This is a genomic window from Micromonospora sp. NPDC005291 (assembly GCF_040607415.1).
Classification (GTDB): domain Bacteria; phylum Actinomycetota; class Actinomycetes; order Mycobacteriales; family Micromonosporaceae; genus Micromonospora.
In genome coordinates this window covers 148408-162749 of the sequence record NZ_JBEXGR010000008.1, presented here as the reverse complement: position 1 = coordinate 162749, position 14342 = coordinate 148408, and the positions used below count along the sequence as shown (strand labels likewise).

The following is a 14342-nucleotide window of genomic DNA, read 5'->3' as shown; positions in this document are numbered from 1 at the left end:
CCTCGTGGGCACGAGGGTAGTCGTGGGGCTCTCGACCGGCGACGGCTGCCCACTCCGTCGCGCCAAGCGGCCCCCGCCGCGCGCCCGACGGCCGTCGCGGCCCGTATCCGCCCGCACGCCCGACCCTGATCGTCCCTCCCGCCCCGACCCTGATCGTTTCTCCCGCCCCGACCCTGATCGTTTCTCCCGCCCCGGCGCGGCGTGCCTCCCGCCCCGGCGCGGCGTGCCTCCCGCCCCGGCGCGGCTCGATCAACACGAGGTCGGCGACATCGCGGTATCGGGCGAGGCGGATACCGCGACATCGGCGATCTCGTGTTGACCTTGCCCCGATTGGGCGCGGCGGGCGTGCGTGGCGTGCTCGTCCGGGTGCCGCGGGGCGTGCGTGGCGTGCTCGTCCGGGCGGCGCGGGTCGTGCGGTGCGTGGGGAGTCCGGCCTGGTCGTCGTGGACGCCACGGCCGGTCGTGCAGGGCAGGGGCGGGTGGCTTCGGTCGCGTTGCGAGCGGGTGCGGCCCGGACGGCCGGGCCGGGTCGCTAGCGTGGCGGGGTGACCACCGACCCGCTCGCGCCCCTGCTCGCGCTCGCCGACATCGCCACCGCCGTCGAGCGGGCCCGCGAGCGGTTCGACCAGGCGCTCGGGCACCGTGCGCTGCGCCGCAACGGTGGCCAGGTCGTGGCAGAGGTCAGTCTCCGCTCCGCGGTAGCCAGCGCCGCCCTCGAGGGGGCGGCGCACGAACGCGAGGCGGTCCGCGCTGGCACCGTCACCGACCCCGTGCTCCAGGGGGCACTACGGGTCGCCGGGGCGCTGCCCGGCCTGAGCGAGCTCTGGCCGAAGGCCCCCCGGCAGGCTCTCGCGAAGCTGCACGTACTCGCTGCCCGGGACATGGTGCCGGAAGCCGAGCTGGGCCGCCCGGTGGCAGACCCGGTCGTCGCCACCCGGCTGGACGGGTTGGCCGGGCTGGTCGCCGGCGGCACGAAGGTCTCGCCGCTGGTGCTCGCCGCCGTCGTACACGGGGAGTTGCTGAACCTGCGCCCGTTCGCCGGGCCGTCCGGCGTGGTGGCCCGAGGCGCCGCCCGGCTGGTGCTGCTCGCCAGCGGCCTCGACCCGCGTGGCCTGCTCGCCGTCGACGTCGGGCACCGCGAGCGCGAGCCCGAGTACGTCGGCTCGGCCGGTGCCTTCGCCACCGGCACCCCGGACGGGCTGCGCTCCTGGCTGCGGCACTACATGGCGGCCGTGGAGGTGGGCACCGACCAGCTCACCGCCATCGGTGACGAGATCCTCGCCGCCGCCTGAGCGCGGCCGGTCGCGCCGAACACCCCGACCCTGCCCGCCATCGGGGCGTCGATCATGGTGTTGTGGTGCCTCACAAAAGGCGCGAGATGGGCGAAGGCGCCCACCACGAGTCCATGATCGACCTGGGAGTGGTGGGACGTGTATGCGTGGGGTTTAGGCGGTGGCGGCGGCGCGCGTGCGACGGTAACGGCCGTACCAGGCGATGCCGATGGCCACGCCCACGCCGACCCCCAGGGCCGCCGCGGCGACCGGGACGGCGGGCCGCTCCCGCAGCCGGCGGCCCAGCGGGATCGGATGCCGGAACTCCAACACCGGCCACGCGTTCTCCGAGGCCAGCTTGCGCAGCTGCCGGTCCGGGTTGACCACGCTCGGGTGCCCGACGCACTCCAGGAGCGGACGATCGCTGTACGAGTCGGAATAGGCGTACGAGTCGGCCAGGTCGTAACCCCGGGCGGCAGCCAGCTCGGTGACCGCCTCGACCTTGCTCGGGCCGGCCGCGTAGAACTCGACCTCGCCGCTGTACCGGCCGTCCTGCACCGTCATCCGGGTGGCGATCACGTCGGTCACGCCCAGCAGCTCGCCAATCGGCCGGACCATCTCCTCGCCGGATGCCGAGACCAGCACCACGTCCCGCCCAGCCGCCTGGTGCTCCTCGATCAGGGCGGCAGCTTCGGCGTACACGTAGGGGTTGATCAGCTCGTGCAGTGTCTCCGCGACGATCTGGCGGACCTGCTCCACCTGCCAGCCCTTGCAGAGCGCAGCCAGGTAGTCCCGTGTTCGGGCCATGGTCTGCTCGTCGGTGCCGCCCAGCCGGAACATCAGCTGCGCGTACGCCGACTTGACCACGTCACGCCGGGTGATCAGCCCGTCCCGGTAGAACGGCCGACCGAACGCCAGGGCGCTCGACTTGGCGATGACGGTCTTGTCCAGATCGAAGAAAGCGGCACTTCGGCCCACGGCGCGAAAGTCTAGCCGGATGGTCTATCGTCGGCGGGTGCCCGGGGTCAGACCACCCCTCAGACCTGCGGGCTGGCGCCACCATCTCCGCTCCGCGTGATCACGCTCACACTCCGCGAGGATATTTTCGCGGTGAGTAGAGCCGGCACCACTCGACGTGACGGGCCGGCTCAGGCAGACTTGCCCGTACGACGAGTTTTCACATCTTCGAAAACAGACAAGACCCTCAGCGGTTGCACCCCCCGTGACCGCTGAGTGGTTCGGCTCGACCCCCCCGGAGCCGAACCTTCGACGACCCCCGTCTCCCCCCGACGGGGGTCGTCCCTTTCCCTGGGAGCGCGCCCCGTCCCGCTGGTGAGAGCCCACGGTCGACTGGTCGTGCCTGACACCCGCCCGGTCGCGCGGTAATCGTCGGGCCCGTCGCGACACAAGCCAGGGTGAGAGTCGCCGAGGCAATGGGGGTTCGGGTGGGTCCACCTGAGAAACGTGGCGAAGGTTGGTTCACCAGCCTCTACGCCGCCGAGTACGCGCACATTGTGAAGTACGGCCTGCGTCGACTCGCCGACGAGGACGCGTCGGCAGAGCTCGCCCAGGAGGTCTTCGTCGTCGCCTGGCGTCGTCGCGGCGAGGTGCCGGACCGCAGTCTGCCCTGGCTGTACGGGGTGGCCCGTCGCCTGATGGCGAACCAGTGGAGGTCCCGGCGCTCCGCTCCGGCCATGCAGTCGATCACCGACGCCGACCTGGATCGGGTGGCGCTGGCGGCCGGGACGCTGGCGGTCGCGGCCGGTGCCGTAGCGGTCCTCCAGCCGTTCGAGGGAGCCACCCCGGACACCTCGGACGTGCCCGGTGCCGCACCGGGATCGGTGCTCGTACCGGTCGCGTACCAGTTCGACTCGGACGCGCCAGCGGCCGGCCCGCAGCTGCGGGCCCTGGCCGGCACGCTCGTCGACGCGGAGTACGACAACCGCGGCGGGCGCTACATGTACCACCACACGAAGCTGTGGGGCGACCCGGTGATGACCTCCGCCGACGGTCGTCACCATGTCGCCTTCGCCGACGAGACGAAGGTCTGGCAGGCCGCCGACGGAACCGGTAACCAGGTCACGACGCAACTGGAACCGCAGTACCCCGACCAGGAATCCCAGGACTACTGGAAGCGGAATCTCGGGAAGCTCCCCACGATCGCCGGCACCTCCGCACCCGCCACCGTCCCGCTGCCACCCATGGCCCTCACGCCTCCGTCGGCTGACCGGTCGCAGCTACGCGAAGTGCTGAAGGCCGCCTTCGGCGCGGGCGCGGTGAGCAAGGAGGTCAGCACGGTGTACGGGCGGTACGTCGTGCCGCGTCAGACCCGCGCGGAGATCCTGCGGGTCCTCGCCGACGTCCCCAGCTTCCGGTGGCGGGGGCAGGTGACTGACCGTGCCGGCCGCAAGGGCGTCGCGGTCACCTTCGACGACCGCCCGCACGACGCGCAGTCTCTGCTGATCTTCGACCCGAAGACGGGTGGACTGCTCGCCCACGAGCGGCTGACGCTCGCGCCCGTCCGGATCAGCTCGTACAAGATGATTCTCGCTACCGCCTGGACCGACCGACTCGGCTGAGCGACGACAGCGGGGCCGCTCCCTCGGGAGCGGCCCCGCTGCGCGTTTCCTCTCGATGCGGAGCTGCGGCCGTACAGGCCGCGCGCGTAGCAGATCAACAGTTTCGGCGGGCGTTGTCCACAGGCCGCCGCGTTGTCCACAGGCGACCCGTCGAGGTCGTTGTGCGGGGCGGTTTGGGAGCAGGGTCGGCGGCACACCTGAGCCCGACCGCTGGAGGCCGCGATGGCACCCCGTACCTCCGTTCCGCCGATCCGCCGGCTTCCGCTGGTCGTCACCGGCGACGACGATCTGCTCGACGATGTGCTCCGTCTCGCCGCCGCTGGCGGGACCGAGGTGGAGCTCGCCAGAGACCCAGCGGCCGCCCGGACCCGTTGGCTCGCCGCGCCGTTGGTGCTGCTCGGTGCCGATCAGGCGCAGTCATGTCTGCGTGCCCGTTTGCCGCAGCGGCCCAGGCTGGTGCTGGTTGGCCGGGCCGGCCAGCTCGACCCCGGCTGGCAGATCGCCGAGCTGATCGGGGCCGAGCACGTCGCGATGCTGCCCGCCGCAGAGCCCTGGCTGGTGGATCGGTTCGCCGAGCAGGGCCCGGACCGTCCGGACGGCGTCGGCGCAAGGGTCGTCGCGGTGCTCGGTGGGCGGGGCGGTGCAGGGGCGAGTGTGCTCGCCGGTGGTCTCGCCGTCACCGCCGCCCGCGCCAGGCTGCGCACACTGCTGGTCGACGCCGACCCGCTCGGTGGTGGCCTCGACCTCGTGCTGGGCTGGGAGCAGTTGGAAGGTTTGCGCTGGCCGTCGCTCACCGGTGCGGACGGGCGTGTGGACGCCCCGGCGCTGGTGCAGGCCCTGCCCAGCCGAGGTGATCTGGTGGTGCTCTCCTGGGACCGCGGCGAGGTGCTGGCGCTGCCGGCGGCGGCGATGGCGGCGACCATCGACGCCGCCCGGCGGGGGCGGGACTTCGTGGTGGTCGACCTGCCCCGACAGTTGGATGACGCGGCCGTGGTGGCGTTGCAGGCGACCGACCAGGCGTACATCGTCGTCCCGGCCGAGTTGCGGGCCACCGCTGCTGCCGCGCGGGTGGTGGCCGCCGCCGCTCCGCACTGCGCCTCGCTCTCGGTGGTGGTGCGCGGGCCCGCCCCGGGGCGGCTGCGCGCGACCGAGGTGGCACGGGCTGTCGGGCTTCCCCTGGCCGGCACGCTGCGCCCCGAGCCGGGGCTCTGCCGCGGGCTGGAACGAGGCGAGGCGCCGGCCGCTGCGGGCAAGGGTCCACTGGCCGCTCTCTGCCAACGAATCGTCACCGACCTCACCGGTGTGCCAGCGACGGGTGCGGCATGACCGGCCGGCCGGAGGACGACACCCTCGCCGCCCGGGTGCGGCAGCGGATCGCCGCCGCCACCACGCCGGTCACACCGGCGGCGATCGTTGCCGCGGTACGGGCCGAACCCACCGCCGCGGTGCTCGGTGACACCGCTGTGCTGCGGATCGCCGACCGGGTGCACGACGACCTCGTCGGGGCCGGGCCGCTGGCGCCGCTGCTCGCCGACCCGGATGTCACTGACGTCCTCGTCAACGGGACCCGTGTGTGGGTGGATCGTGGGTCGGGGCTGCACCAGGTCGCTGTCCCGGTGGGCTCGGTGGAGGACGTCCGCCGGTTGGCGCAGCGACTCATTGCCAGCGCTGGGCGGCGGCTTGACGACGGCTCCCCGTACGCGGACGCCCGGCTCCCCGACGGCACCCGGCTGCACGCCGTGCTGCCGCCGGTGGCGACCGAGGGCCCTTATCTGTCCCTGCGGACCTTCCGACACCGGCCGTTCACCCTTGATGAGTTGGTGCGTCAGGGGACGGTGCCGCGACCGGTGGCACCACTGCTCGCCGCCGTCGTCGCGGCCCGGCTGGCGTACCTGGTGACTGGGGGCACTGGGTCGGGCAAGACGACCCTGCTCAACACGCTGCTGGGGATGGTGCCGGCCACCGAGCGGATCGTGCTGGTGGAGGACGCCGCCGAGCTGCATCCGGGGCACCCGCACGTGGTGGGGCTCCAGGCGCGTACCGCCAATGTGGAGGGGACAGGCGTGGTCAACCTCGCCGACCTGGTCCGGCAGGCGTTGCGGATGCGCCCGGACCGGCTGGTGGTCGGGGAGTGCCGGGGCGGTGAGGTGGTCGACCTGCTGGCCGCGCTCAATACCGGCCACGACGGGGGCGCTGGCACGCTGCACGCCAATTCGCCGTCCGACGTGCCGGCCCGGCTGGAGGCGCTGGGCATGTTGGGTGGGCTACCCCGAGCCGCGCTGCACGCCCAGGTGGCGGCCGCGTTGCAGGTGCTGTTCCAGGTGCGACGTGGCGACCGGGGACGCGTGCTGGAGTCGGTCTGTCTGCTGCTACCCGAGGGGCCCGAACGGTTGGTGACCGTGGTGCCCGCCTGGGTACGCGGCAGCGGGCTCGGGCTGGCCGCCCGGGCACTCGGGGCGCTGTTGCGGGAGCGTGGCGTGGCGGTGCCACCGATTCTCAGCGAGCCGTGGCCCGGATCGGCGGGCCCAGCATGACCGGCGGGACGGTGCTGGTGGCGGCGCTGCTCCTGGTCGCCGCCGCCCTGGTGGCGTGGCCCGTGCACAGTATCCGGGCCCGCCGACGTCGCGTGTTGACCACGGGACGTGGGAGCGGCGGTGCTGATCCGGACGAGGCTCTGATGGAGTGGATCCGGGAACTCGGTCGCACGCCCGACGGGCCGGTCGACGGGGCCGGCGGCTCGCCAGCCTCGGCGCATCCGGCCGGCTTCCCGTACCAGCCGCAACCCACTGCGGGATCCAGCGGAAGACGGACGGCACTCGGCTGGCCCGCCCGGGACATCAGCGGGAGCCCGAGCTGGCCTGGGGCGACGGGAGGGCCCGCGGGGCCAACGGGTCCGGTAGGCCCAACCCGTCCGCCGACCCGTCGGGATCCTCGGCGTCCGGCCGGCACAGCCCGACCGGAGGCCATGACCCCGGACCCCGGACACGGTGGCGGTACGTCCGCGGTCGCGATCGACGGCGGAAGCGTGGAGGCCGACCGTTGGAGCGACGCGTCAGGCGCAGTGACGGCCGTTGGGCATGGAGACGTGGAAGCGGACCGTCGGGGCGACACGGTCGGCTCGCCAACCGCCGAGGGGCGCGGGGAGGTCGATCACCACGATCACGGGCTTGTCGACCTCGCCGACATGACGGCTGATGGGCCGAGTGTCGTTGCGTCGGTGCGTGCCTCGCGGTCGCCGACGCGCGTGCTGCCGCTGGTCGGCCTGCTGGGAGGCGGTGTCGGTGCAGTGGTCGGCGGCCCGGTGGCTGCGGTCGTGGTGGCCGGCTACTGCACGTTGGCCGTGCGCGCCGTGCTGCGCTGGCGGGCGAACCGGAGCGCCGAACGAACCCGACGACGTGGGTTGGACCAGCTCTGCGGTCTCGCGGCGGACCTTCGGGCGGGCCTGTCTGTCCCGCATGCGCTAGAGGTCGCCACCGCCGGTGAGCGGGAGGGGCCGGACCGTCTCCGCCACCTGACCTCCGCGGCGGTGCGACTGGCCGACCGGACCGGCGCACCACTGGCGGAACTCGTCGAGCGGATCGAGGCGGACGCTCGGGCGACCGACCGGGGTCTGGCCGCCGCAGCGGCACAGGCTGCCGGCGCCCGGGCCACAGCCTGGTTGCTGGCGGCGTTGCCGATCGGCGGGATCGGGCTCGGGTACGGGATAGGCGTCGACCCCGTGGCGGTGCTCCTGCACAGCACGGTCGGCGGCGTCTGTGCGGTTCTCGCGGTCGCCCTGCAGGTCGTGGGCCTCCTCTGGGCTGAACGGCTGGGCGCGACACCAGGGCGGGCCGGCTGATGTCCCGCACGGTTCTCGTGGCCGTCGGTCTGGTGGTCGTGGCCCTGCTCGTCGCGCCCCTGCGGCCACGCCGGCGCAGGCCAGCGAACCGGCGCGGGCCAGCAAGTCAACGCGGCCCGGCCAGTCAACGCGGCCCGGCCGGTGGGCGGCGGCCGGACGCGATCCGGCTCGCCGCGGCGCTGGGTGGGCTCGCCGTGGCCGTGGTCGTCGAGGGCTGGCTCGGGCTGCTCGGCGCGGTCCCGACCGCGTTCCTACTGGATTTCCTGCTGCGGCGGATCGAGTCGCCAGGTGTGCGCAAGCGGCGGCTTCGAGAGGCGGTCGACCTTCCGCTCGCCGCCGACCTGCTGGCTGCGGCAATGCGAGCGGGAGCGCCGGTGGACCGCTCGGTGTTGGCAGTCGCCGAGGCGCTGGACGGGCCACTTGCCGGCCGGCTGGCCCGGGCCGGCCGCATCCTGTTGCTCGGCGGTGGTCCAGCAGAGGCATGGTCCGCGCTGGACGGGGTGCCAGGCGCGGAGCGGTTGACCGCAGCGGCGATGCGCTCGGCCAACAGTGGTGCCGCCCTGGCCGGTGCACTGACCCGGCTCGCCGACGACCTGCGCGCCGACCGGGCCACCGCGGCAGAGGCGTCGGCCCGCCGGGCGGGCGTACTCATCGTCCTGCCGCTGGGGCTCTGCTTCCTGCCGGCGTTCATTCTCGCCGGCCTGGTGCCGGTGATCGTCGCCGTTCTCGGCGACGTGCTCTGACCCATCGAGAAGGGAAACAGCCATGCGCAAACTCATCGCCCGCCTGCGGGGCGACGACGGAATGAACACGGCCGAGTACGCCGTCGGCACGCTCGCCGCGGTCGCCTTCGCCGGGATCCTGTTGAAGGTGTTGACCTCCGGCAACGTCCAGTCGGCGCTGACCGCCGTCATCGACCGGGCGCTGAAGTGATCGAGCGCCGGCAGGCCGGCCGCGATCGGAGCCCGGGCACCGCCGGGCGGCCGGCGGGCGGCATGCGGCGATTCCGCGCTGTCGAACGGGCCGCTGGCGGGGATCGAGGGTCGTTCACCGCCGAACTGGCGGCCGGCCTGCCGGCGCTTCTTCTGCTCCTGGTGGCCGGCCTGACCGCGGTCAACGCCGTCAGCGCCCAGGCGGGCTGCCTGCACGCGGCCCGGGAGGCGGCGCTTGCCGCCGCCCGCGGCACGGACGGCAGCGCGGAAGGCGGGCGGGCGGCACCGCCGGGGGCGGAGGTTTCGGTGTCCGTCGACGGCGGCCGGGTGCAGGCGACGGTACGCGCGCCCGTCCGCACGCTTGGTGGCCGGCTACCACGGATCACGGTGGTCGCCACCGCCGTCGCAGCCGTGGAACCGGGCGCAGGCGAGGGGAGCCGGTAGTGCGTCGAACTGGTGGTTGGTTACTCGGCCACGGCCACGGCCACGGCCACGGCCACGGCCACGGCCACGGCCACGGCCACGGCCACGGCCACGGCCACGGCCACGGCCACGGACCGAAGGCCGAGCCAATCGATGATGGTCGGCCCGACACGGAGCGAGGTGGTGCAACTGTCCTGCTGCTGGCGATAGGGCTCGTCTTCGTGCTGTTCGGGACGTTCGGAGCCGCCATCGCCGCGGCCGGGATGGCAGGTCAGCGGGCGGCGGTGGCAGCGGATCTCGGCGCGTTGGCCGGGGCCGCCCGGGCGCTCGACGGCGGCGCGATGGCCTGCGCGTCCGCTGCCGACATCGCCGGCCGCAACGGTGGGCGGCTGGCCGGCTGTCGCCTCGACGGACTGGACGTGCTGGTGACCGTCGAAGTGGTGTTCACACCACTTCCCGGACTGACCCGGGTTGCCTCGTCGACCGCACGCGCCGGCCCGGTGCGGGGCTGAACGAGATGTCGCGCGCCGGTGCGGGTCGACGAGCGCTTCGGCAGTGAGTCGGTTGCGACGTTTGGGCGCGATGCGTTTACGACATCAGCTCCAGAGGGGCACCCGACCATCCGGGGCGCCCAGCCAGAAGCCGAGCCACCGAGGGCCTGCCGGCCGGGACCAGGCCGAGCCACCGACGGCCTGCCGGCCGGGACCAGGCCGAGGGCCGTGTCCCGGCCAGCGGCCGAGGAGTGGGTGGCCGGGTGGGCCGGGTTTTGTCAGCGGGACTGGAGCGCGTCGAGGGCGACGGCCATCGCGATGACCAGGCGGCGGTCGATCTGCGGGTTCTGCACCTCGACGACGTACTTGTCGCGCAGGCCCCACTTCTTCACCACCGTGAAGATCGGCTGACCGCCGGCGGTGAAGTCGAAGTGGTACGGCAGCCAGGACAGCGAGTCGACGAACCGGCGCAGCAGTGCCACCGGCATGCTGCGCTCCTGGCCCGTCACCTGCGGCAGGCCGCCCTGCTCGACGTGCCAGGTCGACCGGAGCAGGGACTGGGCGAAGTCCTTGCGGAACAGGCCGATCGGGTTACCGGCCGCGTCGGTGACGTCGTACGTGGCACCGAGGTCGATGCGCTGGCGGGCCTTGAAACCGAGCAGGGGCTGCTGCTTGGAGTCATCCGTGTAGATCGTCACCTGCTCCTTGAAGGCGAGCCGCTTCTGCTGTGCGAACGCCAGCAGCTCACCCTCGGTGCCGTCCGGCGCGACCGCCCGGACCTCGTACTGGTTGACCATCATGCGCAGTCGCTGACGGATGTGGAACTGGTGCTGGCTCTGCAGATTGTCTAGCTGCATGTGAACTCCTCAGGGGGTTGGTCCGCCGGAGTCTCGCACAGCCGGACATGTGTTGCGGGCTCGCTCCCACTCGCCACGATCACTTGATGCTGAGTAGCCCTCGGACTGTCTGACGGCTGCTCAGCATCAGGTGATCACCGGCGCCCCCCAGAGGTCAGCGGCCTTCGACTGTGGCGCGGAGTGCCCAGCCGTTGAGGACCTGGTGGATGTCGCGTAGCCGTTCGTTGATCTGCTCCAGCCGTTCCGCCTGGGCCAGGGCGGCCAGCGCGGACCCAAGCGCGATCTGCTGGTCGAGGGTGAGGTGTTCCTGGTCGATCGTGTAGAGCAGGTCGACGGTTTCGGCGATGGTGTCGGCCACGGCTCCTCCTCAGGCGCGGGGGGCGAACAGCAACATAGGCATCGATGGAAGCGCTCCCACCATTGTGCCCAGCAGCACATGGATTCATGCAAGACGACTCAGGCGGGCAGGTTCGCCAACACCACGTCGAGCACCCGGATCGCGTCCGGCTTGGAGAGCGGGCTGTTGCCGTTGCCGCACTTCGGTGACTGCACGCAGGACGGGCAGCCGGTCTCGCAGCCGCACTCCGCGATCGCGTCCCGGGTGGCCCGCAGCCACGACGACGCCGTCCCGTACGCCCGCTCGGCGAACCCGGCGCCACCCGGGTGCCCGTCGTAGACGAAGACGGTCGGCGCCTCGGTGTCCGGGTGTACCGCGGTCGAGAGCCCGCCGATGTCCCACCGGTCGCAGGTGGCCATCAGCGGCAGCAGGCCGATCGCGGCGTGTTCGGCGGCGTGCAACGCGCCCGGCACATCGGCCGACTGGACCCCGGCGCGAGCCAACGACTGCGGCGACAGGGTGAACCAGACCGCCACCGTGCGCAGCTCCCGGGTAGGCAGGTCGAGTGGCCGGGTGTCGATCACCTCGCCGGTGGCGATCCTCCGCCGCTGGTACGACACCACCTGACTGGTCACGTCCACCTCGCCGAGGAACATGCCGACCGGCCCGGCGTCCACGTAGGAGCGCACCGACACCACGGACAGGTCGGTGACGTCGCGGGCGTGGGTGGACCAGTCCGGCTCCTCGGTGTGCACCAGCGCGCAACCGTCAACGAGGTCGAGGTCGTCGACCACGTACGAGACGCCCTGGTGCAGATAGACCGCGCCGGGGTGGAGCAGGAAGTGCGAGGAGCCGCCGTCAACCGTGCCAAGAAGCCGGCCGGTCGACGACTCCACCACACAGATCGGTGCGCCGCCCTCGCCGCGCAGGTCCACCTCGGGTCGCTCCCGGTGCCGCCAGTACCAGCCGGTGGGCCGCTGCCGCAGCGCTCCGGACGCCACCAGCTCGTCGACCGCCTCCTTCGCCCCGTCACCGAAGAGTGCCAGGTCAGCCGGGGTGAGCGGCGCCTCGACCGCGGCGCAGGCGAGTTGCGGTGCCAGCACGTACGGGTTGGCCGGGTCGAGCACCGTCGCCTCCACCGGCGCACCGAAGATCGCCTCCGGGTGGTGCACCAGGTAGGTGTCCAGTGGGTCGTCCCGAGCCACCAGCACGGCGAGTGCCTCCTGCCCGGAGCGCCCGGCGCGGCCCGCCTGCTGCCACAGCGACGCCCGGGTGCCCGGGTAGCCGCAGATCAGTACCGCGTCCAGCCCGACCAGGTCCACGCCCAGCTCCAGCGCATTGGTGGAGGCCAGGCCGAGCAGGTCACCATGCAGCAGCGCCCGTTCCAGCTCGCGCCGCTCCTCGCGTAGGTAGCCGCCCCGGTAGGCGGCCACCCGGTCGCCGAGCCCCGGCACCGCGTCGTCCAGCGAGCGGCGCGCACTGGCCGCCACGACCTCGGCGCCCTTGCGGGAGCGGACGAACGCGAGCGTGCGTACTCCCTCGGCGACCGTGTCGGCGAGCAGGTCCGCGGTCTCGCGTAGCGCGGACCGGCGGACCTGGATGAGGTCCGTCGCGCCGTCGTGCCCGCCCGTCGTCTGCGCGGGTACCGACGAGGAGGCCGAGGACTCGGGTGGCAGCAGCGGCGGCTCCCAGAGTGCGAAGGTCACCCCGCCGCGCGGTGAGGCGTCCTCGGTGACCGCCGTCACCGGCAGGCCGGTCAGCCGTCCGGCGGCGGTCGCCGGGTCACCGGAGGTCGCCGAGGCGAGCACGAACACCGGGGTGGCCCCGAACCGGGCGCACTGCCGGCGCAGCCGACGCAGTACGTGCGCCACGTGCGAGCCGAACACCCCCCGGTAGGTGTGGCACTCGTCGATCACCACGTACGCGAGTCGGCGCAGGAAACCGGACCACTGGGCGTGCCCGGGCAGGATGCCGTGGTGCAGCATGTCCGGGTTGGTCAGCACGAACCGGGAGTGCCGGCGGATCCACTCCCGCTCGGCGCGCGGAGTGTCCCCGTCGTAGCAGGCGGGGCGTACCCCTTCCAGTTCCAGCGCGGCGACGGCCCGCAACTGGTCGGCGGCGAGCGCCTTGGTCGGTGCCAGGTAGAGCACGGTGGCCCGGGGGTCGGAGAGCAGGGTGGCCAGCGCCGGGAGCTGGTACGCCAGTGACTTGCCGGACGCGGTGCCGGTGGCGACCACCACGTGCTCGCCCTCGTACGCCAGGTTGGCCGCCTCGGCCTGGTGCTGCCAGGGCGCGACCACGCCGCGTTGGGTGAACGCCGCGCGCAGCTCCGCCGACGCCCACGACGGCCACGGCGCGGGCACCCCGACGCGTGCGGGCACCCGTTCGACGTGGGTGACCGGGTCGACGGCGCCCCGGGCGCGCAGCCGGCGCAGCAGGTCGGCCGGCGATGGCCCGGGGCCGGGACCAGCGGATACGGTGGCGGCGGACGACGACTCCAGGTCGTGGCGCGGCGCAAGACGCGCCGAGCTGAAGTCGTTGGAGGTCACGCCCTGCACTCTCGCACTGGTGTTCGGAGATGAAAAGTCGGGCCGGGGGGTAAGGGGAAGCCGCCGCTGGCGTTCGCAGGCCGCACCGGCGGTAATGGTTAGATGCCCACGAGAGTTTACGGCTCTGGCGAGGAGGACCGATGGAGCTGTCGCTGGCGACCCGCACCGTGGGCGAGCACACCGTGCTCGAAGTTGGCGGTGAGGTGGACGTCTACACCGCGCCCCGGCTCCGCGAACGACTCCTCGAGCTGATCGACGGTGGCGCCCGTCACGTGGTGGTCGACCTCGGTCGGGTGGACTTCCTCGACTCCACCGGGCTGGGCGTGCTGGTCGGCGCGCTCAAGCGCCTCCGCTCGGTCGGCGGTTCGTTCGCCCTGGTCTGCGACAAGGAGCCACTGCTCAAGATCTTCCGGATCACGGCACTGGACCAGGTGTTCCCGTTGCACCCGACGGTCGACGCGGCGATCAGCGCCGACCCGGCGGGCGCCGGCGCGTGATGGCGACCGTCAAGCTCTCGTTCTCGCCCGCCCCGGTGCACGTGCGCACCGCCCGGCTGGTCGGCGTCGCCGTCGCCCGGCGCGCCGGCGTCCGGGAGGACCTGCTGGACGAGGTGCGCCTGGCCATCGGCGAAGCGTGCACCCGTGCGGTGGCCCTGCACCGCCAGTACGGCCTGGCCGACCCGGTGTTGGTGGAGATGTCCGACGGCGGCTCGTACTCGGTGCGGGTGGTGGACCGGGCGCCGATCGAGGCTGGCATCGGTCTGACCGCGCTGCCGCCGGACGAGCTGGCCAACGAGTCGCTCACCGACGAGGCGCTGACCACCGGCGTCGGCTTCGCGCTGCTCGCCGGCTTCGTCGAGGATCTGCAGGTGCGCCCGGTCGACGAGGGCATCGGCACTGAGGTGCGAATGGTGTGGCCGGTCGGCCACTGACCCAATCCGGTTCGTAGGCCGCATCCCCATCGGGGATGCGGCCTTGTTTCATGGATGGGTCCCTATATCAGATTTCGTTTCATAACACAGCGACGAAGATCATCGCGACACGGTGACACCTGGGTGTGACCTCC

General features: G+C 72.9%; 14 protein-coding genes and 1 pseudogene. 11 read left to right on the top strand and 4 right to left on the bottom strand.

Going from position 1 to position 14342, the window contains the following annotated elements:
* Positions 1–545: 545 nt before the first annotated feature.
* The gene (locus ABZT18_RS14310; protein ID WP_354992666.1) at positions 546–1292 is read left to right on the top strand and encodes an oxidoreductase; all 747 of its coding nucleotides are present in this window, start codon (positions 546–548) and stop codon (positions 1290–1292) included.
* Positions 1293–1445: 153 nt separating this feature from the next.
* Here the strand turns inward: ABZT18_RS14310 and ABZT18_RS14305 are convergent, their stop codons facing one another.
* Positions 1446–2249, bottom strand: coding sequence for an HAD-IB family hydrolase (locus tag ABZT18_RS14305; RefSeq protein ID WP_354992665.1), 804 nt, complete (start codon positions 2247–2249; stop codon positions 1446–1448).
* A 467-nt stretch (positions 2250–2716) separates the two neighbouring features.
* Between ABZT18_RS14305 and ABZT18_RS14300 the strand changes: the two genes are divergently transcribed.
* The 8 genes and pseudogenes from ABZT18_RS14300 to ABZT18_RS14265 all read left to right on the top strand — a co-directional run bounded on the left by ABZT18_RS14300 (position 2717) and on the right by ABZT18_RS14265 (position 9555).
* Entirely contained in the window at positions 2717–3850 is a 1134-nt protein-coding gene (locus ABZT18_RS14300) for a CU044_5270 family protein (RefSeq protein WP_354992664.1), read from the top strand.
* Positions 3851–4072: 222 nt separating this feature from the next.
* Complete coding sequence (ssd, locus tag ABZT18_RS14295) at positions 4073–5176, top strand: septum site-determining protein Ssd (RefSeq protein WP_354992663.1); 1104 nt, start codon at positions 4073–4075, stop codon at positions 5174–5176.
* A complete protein-coding gene (locus ABZT18_RS14290) occupies positions 5173–6384 on the top strand; it encodes a TadA family conjugal transfer-associated ATPase (protein ID WP_354992662.1) in 1212 nt (403 codons plus the stop codon). Before ssd ends, ABZT18_RS14290 begins: the two co-directional genes overlap by 4 nt.
* Before the next feature lie 701 nt (positions 6385–7085).
* A pseudogene (locus tag ABZT18_RS14285) lies at positions 7086–7688 on the top strand (hypothetical protein); the annotation flags it as partial.
* The gene (locus ABZT18_RS14280; protein WP_354992661.1) at positions 7688–8431 is read left to right on the top strand and encodes a type II secretion system F family protein; all 744 of its coding nucleotides are present in this window, start codon (positions 7688–7690) and stop codon (positions 8429–8431) included. The pseudogene ABZT18_RS14285 and the gene ABZT18_RS14280, both read left to right, overlap by 1 nt.
* Before the next feature lie 22 nt (positions 8432–8453).
* Entirely contained in the window at positions 8454–8621 is a 168-nt protein-coding gene (locus ABZT18_RS14275) for a DUF4244 domain-containing protein (protein ID WP_234584142.1), read from the top strand.
* 62 nt (positions 8622–8683) lie between these two features.
* Entirely contained in the window at positions 8684–9064 is a 381-nt protein-coding gene (locus ABZT18_RS14270) for a TadE family type IV pilus minor pilin (protein WP_355251497.1), read from the top strand.
* 128 nt (positions 9065–9192) lie between these two features.
* Positions 9193–9555 (top strand): Rv3654c family TadE-like protein, encoded by a 363-nt coding sequence (locus ABZT18_RS14265; protein WP_355251521.1) that lies wholly within the window; start codon positions 9193–9195, stop codon positions 9553–9555.
* 257 nt (positions 9556–9812) lie between these two features.
* On the opposite strand, the gene ABZT18_RS14260 is transcribed toward ABZT18_RS14265, so the two are convergent.
* From ABZT18_RS14260 to ABZT18_RS14250, 3 genes are all read right to left on the bottom strand, one after another.
* Complete coding sequence (locus tag ABZT18_RS14260) at positions 9813–10391, bottom strand: hypothetical protein (protein WP_354992659.1); 579 nt, start codon at positions 10389–10391, stop codon at positions 9813–9815.
* Positions 10392–10545: 154 nt separating this feature from the next.
* A complete protein-coding gene (locus ABZT18_RS14255) occupies positions 10546–10749 on the bottom strand; it encodes a hypothetical protein (RefSeq protein WP_354992658.1) in 204 nt (67 codons plus the stop codon).
* 98 nt (positions 10750–10847) lie between these two features.
* Positions 10848–13277 (bottom strand): DEAD/DEAH box helicase, encoded by a 2430-nt coding sequence (locus ABZT18_RS14250; RefSeq protein ID WP_355251494.1) that lies wholly within the window; start codon positions 13275–13277, stop codon positions 10848–10850.
* A 140-nt stretch (positions 13278–13417) separates the two neighbouring features.
* Between ABZT18_RS14250 and ABZT18_RS14245 the strand changes: the two genes are divergently transcribed.
* Both ABZT18_RS14245 and ABZT18_RS14240 read left to right on the top strand, forming a co-directional pair.
* Positions 13418–13774: an anti-sigma factor antagonist gene (locus ABZT18_RS14245; protein WP_354992656.1), complete on the top strand. Its 357-nt coding sequence runs from the start codon at positions 13418–13420 to the stop codon at positions 13772–13774.
* Positions 13774–14208, top strand: a complete 435-nt coding sequence (locus ABZT18_RS14240) for an ATP-binding protein (RefSeq protein WP_354993106.1) — start codon at positions 13774–13776, stop codon at positions 14206–14208. The genes ABZT18_RS14245 and ABZT18_RS14240 overlap by 1 nt, the downstream gene beginning before the upstream one ends.
* Positions 14209–14342: the final 134 nt, after the last annotated feature.

What these genes read in the sequence shown, in the direction of transcription:
- ssd (WP_354992663.1), top strand. Translation starts at nt 4,073, where the DNA reads ATGGCACCCCGTACCTCCGTTCCGCCGATCCGCCGGCTTCCGCTGGTC.
- ABZT18_RS14290 (WP_354992662.1), top strand. Translation starts at nt 5,173, where the DNA reads ATGACCGGCCGGCCGGAGGACGACACCCTCGCCGCCCGGGTGCGGCAG.
- ABZT18_RS14280 (WP_354992661.1), top strand. Translation starts at nt 7,688, where the DNA reads ATGTCCCGCACGGTTCTCGTGGCCGTCGGTCTGGTGGTCGTGGCCCTG.
- ABZT18_RS14275 (WP_234584142.1), top strand. Translation starts at nt 8,454, where the DNA reads ATGCGCAAACTCATCGCCCGCCTGCGGGGCGACGACGGAATGAACACG.
- ABZT18_RS14270 (WP_355251497.1), top strand. Translation starts at nt 8,684, where the DNA reads ATGCGGCGATTCCGCGCTGTCGAACGGGCCGCTGGCGGGGATCGAGGG.
- ABZT18_RS14260 (WP_354992659.1), bottom strand. Translation starts at nt 10,391, where the DNA reads ATGCAGCTAGACAATCTGCAGAGCCAGCACCAGTTCCACATCCGTCAG.
- ABZT18_RS14245 (WP_354992656.1), top strand. Translation starts at nt 13,418, where the DNA reads ATGGAGCTGTCGCTGGCGACCCGCACCGTGGGCGAGCACACCGTGCTC.
- ABZT18_RS14240 (WP_354993106.1), top strand. Translation starts at nt 13,774, where the DNA reads ATGGCGACCGTCAAGCTCTCGTTCTCGCCCGCCCCGGTGCACGTGCGC.